Here is a 4,895-nt window from a genome sequence, read left to right as displayed (position 1 = left end):
TCGTCCTGCGGTGCGGCCTCGGACGCCGTGGCCTCGGATGCGTGGGTCCCCGACGTGTCTGTGTCCGGCGCGACGGTCTCCTGCGCTCCGGTCTCATGCGCTCCGGTCGGCGTCTGGGCGGCCCGGACCGGGGCGGGCTGGTACTCGGCCACCACGACGTGGGCGTTGGTCCCACCGAAGCCGAATCCGGAGACACCGGCCAGCGCCCGGCCGCTGTAGCGCGGCCACGGCCGGTTCTCCGTGACGACGCTCAGCCTGGCGGCGTCGAAGTCGATGTAGGGGTTGGGTCCGACGAAGTTGAGGGTGGGCGGGAGCGAGTCGTGCCCAATCCCCAGGATGATCTTGGCCAGGCCCGCGGCCCCGGCCGCAGACTCCATGTGCCCGAAGTTGGTCTTGGCCGAGCCCAGCAGGGTCGGCCGATCGGCGTCGCGGCCGCGGCCGAGCACCTGTCCGATCGCGGTGGCCTCGATGGGGTCACCGAGGATGGTGCCCGTGCCGTGGGCCTCGATGTAGTCGACGTCCTTCGGATCCACTCCGGCGTCGGCGTACGCCTGGCGCAGCACCGCCACCTGGGCGTCCGGGTTGGGAGCGGTCATCCCGTTGGAGCGACCGTCGGAGTTGACGGCGGACCCCTTGATGACGGCGAGGACCACGTCCCCGTCCCGTTCGGCCTCGGACAGGCGCTTCAGAATGAACAGTCCCCCACCCTCCGCGCGGCAGATGCCGTTGGCGTCGGAGGAAAAGGCCTTGATACGCCCGTCCGGGCTGAGTGCGGCCCCGGTCTTGGCGAAACCCATGGTGGCGGCGGGCGCCAGCATCATGTTGACGCCACCGGCCACGGCCAGGTCCGACTCGTGCAGTCGCAGTGAGTTGACGGCCTCGTGGATCGCGACCAGCGAGGTCGAGCACGCGGTGTCCAGGGTCATCGAGGGGCCTCGGAAGTCGAACGTGTACGACACCCGGTTCGAGATGATCGAGTTGGAGGCGCCCGTGACCGCGTACGGGGAGGCGGCGGCGGAGTCGGAGGTCAGGAACACCTGGTAGTCGCTGGACGACGAGCCGATGAACACACCCACCTCGTGGCCCTTGAGGTTGCTCGCGGGCAGGTGCGCGTGCTCCAGTGCCTCCCAGGTGAGTTCGAGCGCGAGCCGCTGCTGCGGGTCCACCATCTCCGCCTCGCGGGGACTCATGCCGAAGAACTCCGCGTCGAAGTCCCGCACCTCGGAGTCGTCGAGCCACCCGCCCCGGTCCGGGGCCTCGGCCAGGACCTGCTGGACGTAGGCGTCACCCGCCCACTCGGCCCAGCGGGTCGCCGGACGCGGGCTGGTGGCGTCCCGGCCCTCGGACAGCAGGTCCCACGTGGCCTCGGGGGAGTCCGCGCCCCCCGGGAATCGGGTGGCGAACCCGATCACGGCGACGTCGAACTCCATGCCGGCCCCACGGTGGCGGAAGGTGTGGAGGTCGCCGGGCTCGTCGATGTCGGCCGGCCCGTTGACCACGTACTCGGCGAGTGAGGCGATGGTGGGGTGCTGGTAGGCCACCGTGGCGTCCAGGGGACGACCGAGCAGGTCCTCGAGATCCGCCGACAGCGTCACGGCGTCGCGGGAGGACAGCCCGAACTCCTCGAGGGAGCGGTCGTCGGTCACCTTGGCGACGTCGAGCCCGGTGGCACGGGAGACCCAACCCCGCAACCAGTCGCGGAGCTCTACTACCGTCATCTCGCTCTGTGCCATCGTGGGGATCGCCTTTCGATCGGGTCTCGTCCGGTGTGCTCGCCCGTCTCCGCCGCGCACTGGTGGTGCCGTGACGCGGCCCGGGGACTACTCCGCCGGCTCGTCGGGGAAGGCCGTCTGCTGGTGGCCTCCCCGCAGCGTCCCGTCGACGTAGGCGGTCTTGCAGGCGCGGCGGGCGATCTTGCCGCTGGAGGTGCGGGGGATGGACCCGGCGGGGACCAGGATCACGTCCTGGGCCGTGACACCGTGCCTCGCCGAGATCGCCGAGCGGACAGCGTCCGCGATGGGTCCGGGATCCGCCTTGCCCGCGCCGGGGGCACGCTCACCCACCACCACGAGAGTCTCCGAGGAGTCATCGGTGGGGATCACGGCCCCGTTACGGGCGTCGATCGGGAGCTGGTTGGCCGGCACGGAGAACGCGGCCACGAAACCCGGTCGCAACGAGGCGGAGGCGTCCTGGGCCGTGTTCTCGAGATCCTGCGGGTAGTGGTTGCGTCCGGCGACGATCACCAGGTCCTTGACGCGCCCGGTGATGTACAGCTGGCCGTCCACGTAGGCGCCGTAGTCGCCCGTCCGGAGCCACCGCGCGTCGCCTGGGACGGTGCCGAACTCGCGCACCGTCCTCGAGTTCTCCGGAAGCTGCTCCGAGAGCGTGTTCCCGAAGGTGGCCTCGGACTCCTCCGGTCGACCCCAGTAGGCGCGCCCGACGTTGGTGCCGTACAGCCAGATCTCCCCGACCCGCCCCTCGGGCAGTTCGCGGCCGGTGCCGTCGTGCTCGCCCGTCGACCCGTCGACACCCGGCTCGACGATGACCGCCCACTGGCTGGGCGCCACGTACCCGCACGCCACCTGCGGGATGGCGTCCTCGTTGCCCTCCACCGCATCGGGGTCCAGGACTGTCATGACGCCCTTGTTGAGGTCCTCCCGGTCCACGTGGATGACGATCGCCTCGTCGTCCTTCCGGGGCGAGGAGACGAAGAGTGTCGCCTCCGCCATTCCGTAGGAGGGCTTGATGGCGGTCGGCGCCAGCCCGTACGGGGCGAACGCCTCGTTGAACGCGCGCATCGAGGCCGGGGTGACGGGCTCGGAACCGTTGATGATGCTGGTGACGCCCGAGAGGTCGAGCGACTCGCCCTCCCGGGGCAGGCCACGGCGGGCCGCGTGCTCGAACGCGAAGTTGGGTGCGGCGGCGAACACCCCGTCGCCGTCCGACATGGCGCCGAGCTGGGTGACCCAGCGACCGGGACGCTGGACGAAGGCCCTGGGGCTCATCACGGTGATGGTGGCGCCGCCCATCGCGGGCAGGATCACGGTGAGCAGGCCCATGTCGTGGAACAGCGGCAGCCAGGTGACGCCGCGGGAGGCCCGGGTCAGACCCAGTCCGTCGAAGAGCTGCATGACGTTGGTGACGACGTTGCGGTGCGTGATCTCCACGCCCGCGGGCACGCGGGTCGAACCGGAGGTGTACTGCAGGTAGGCGATGTCGTCCGCACCCAGGTCGGGCCGTGACCAGCCCGAGCCCAGCTCGGCCGGGATCGCGTCGACGGCGACGGTGCGGGGCCGCTCCCGGGCGGGCAGGTCGCGGAAGAGCTTGCGGACCCCCGCCGCCGATTCGGTGGAGGTGAGGATGACGGACGGCGTGCAGTCCCCGAGGACCGCGTGGAGTCGGTCGTGGTGACCGGGTTCGTCCGGATCGAACAACGGGACGGCGGTGAGGCCGGCGTGGATGGCCGCGAAGAAGGAGACGATGTAGTCGAGCCCCTGGGGCGCGAGGATGGCCACGCGGTCGCCCCGCTCCGCCACCTGCTGCAGCCGTGCGGCGATGGCGTAGAGCCGGTCACCGAAGTCCGACCACGACAGCTCGTCGACCTCGCCCTGCCTCGACGACGAGTAGTCGATGTAGCGGTAGATCAGCCCGTCCGCCGCGGGGTCCCGGCGTGCTGCGGAGACGTTGGATTCGACGAAGTCGACCAGGGTGGTGCGATCAGGGATGACGATCGCCCCGCTGGCGTCGTGGTACTGCTCGAACTCCACGTTGCTCCGTTCCGAACCGATGACTGGATGGTCGACGTCGCCGACCTCGGACATACCGGGCGACAAGCTTGGTCGATCTTACAGCGTGCCCCGGCGCACATCCGAACTCCGAATCCCCGACCCGGCCAGGCGTGTCGCGCCCATGCACGGTACTCGGTCGGGTCGTCAGTCGTGGGCGATCTCCGGTGCCGCGTCGACGAGTTCGCGCACGTGTCCGATGGTCCACTCCGGAACCGTGGTTCCCATGACGACGTCCGGGTTGGTCGCGTACATGGCGTGGATGGCGTTGTTGGCGACGAACTCCTGGAACCGGGCCGCCCCGTCCACGACGTTGATCGGGGCGTTGCAGATGAGGTCCCGGGAGTCACAGATCTGCGCGGTCCGGTCGGCGAGCGCCCCGAAGCCGCCGGGCCGGGGACCCGTCATGGTGGCACCCGCGATGAGCTGGGTGAAGCCCGTCACCGGCTGGAGCGAGATCTCCATCCCCTGACCGGTTCCCGGCGACAACCCCGGGGACTGGCCCTCTCCGGGCAGGCGCCGCCCGTCGGCGATGAGGACCGAACCCCGGACGAGCTCCGCCGGGACCGGCCCGTTGCCGGTGCCGATCTCGCTGGTGAGATCGCCGGCGATCACCGCCCCCTGGGAGAAGCCGAGCAGGATGTAGGAGGTGTACGGGCAGCGGTCGTGGACCGCCACCAACTCGGCGCGCGCGCGATCCGTGCCCTCGGCCCGGCTCTGGTCGTAGGTGATCTCGTCGGGGCGCTGCGGGTTCCGGAACTGTGCCACGTACGGGACCGTGAACACCTCCAGGCGTTCGGTGGGGTACTGCTCCCCCAGCGGGTCCGTGATCGTCCTGAGCAGGGCGTTGGGCAGGAACGACGGCGCATACGGATCGTCGGTCGGGCTGCTCTCCCAGGTCCCCGGCACGGCGATCATCTGCACGTCGGGGCAGTCCGCGGGCTGGGTCAGCTCCGGTTCGCCCGGGCCGGGCAGCGGGCCGTCGGGGCCTGTCGGCAGCCCCCGGTCACCGATCCACCAACCGATCCCCAGTACCAACAGGACCACCATGACGAGCGCTCCGAGCGAGCACCCGAGACGGCGGCCGCCTCCACGACGAGATCCACGAGC

Annotated in this window: 3 protein-coding genes; all 3 read right to left on the bottom strand. The window is 70.6% G+C overall.

Annotation, left to right across the window (positions count from 1 at the left end; genetic code table 11):
- On the bottom strand, positions 1-1,733 hold a 1,733-nt coding region (locus G6027_RS11170), incomplete at its 3' end, for a type I polyketide synthase (protein ID WP_241727037.1).
- Between the two features lie 87 nt (positions 1,734-1,820).
- Entirely contained in the window at positions 1,821-3,821 is a 2,001-nt protein-coding gene (gene fadD32 / locus G6027_RS11165) for a long-chain-fatty-acid--AMP ligase FadD32 (protein WP_182637248.1), read from the bottom strand.
- Between the two features lie 111 nt (positions 3,822-3,932).
- Positions 3,933-4,895 (bottom strand): cutinase family protein (locus G6027_RS11160; protein ID WP_241727036.1); only part of this gene is annotated, 963 nt, incomplete at its 5' end.

The sequence above is a fragment of the Dietzia sp. SLG310A2-38A2 genome, from assembly GCF_014145095.1.
Lineage (GTDB): Bacteria > Actinomycetota > Actinomycetes > Mycobacteriales > Mycobacteriaceae > Dietzia.
Note: the sequence above shows the minus strand (reverse complement) of the source record. Positions and strands in the feature narration are given on the sequence as shown.

Excerpts from the sequence above, each read along its gene's own strand:
- fadD32 (WP_182637248.1), bottom strand. The coding sequence starts at position 3,821 with ATGTCCGAGGTCGGCGACGTCGACCATCCAGTCATCGGTTCGGAACGG.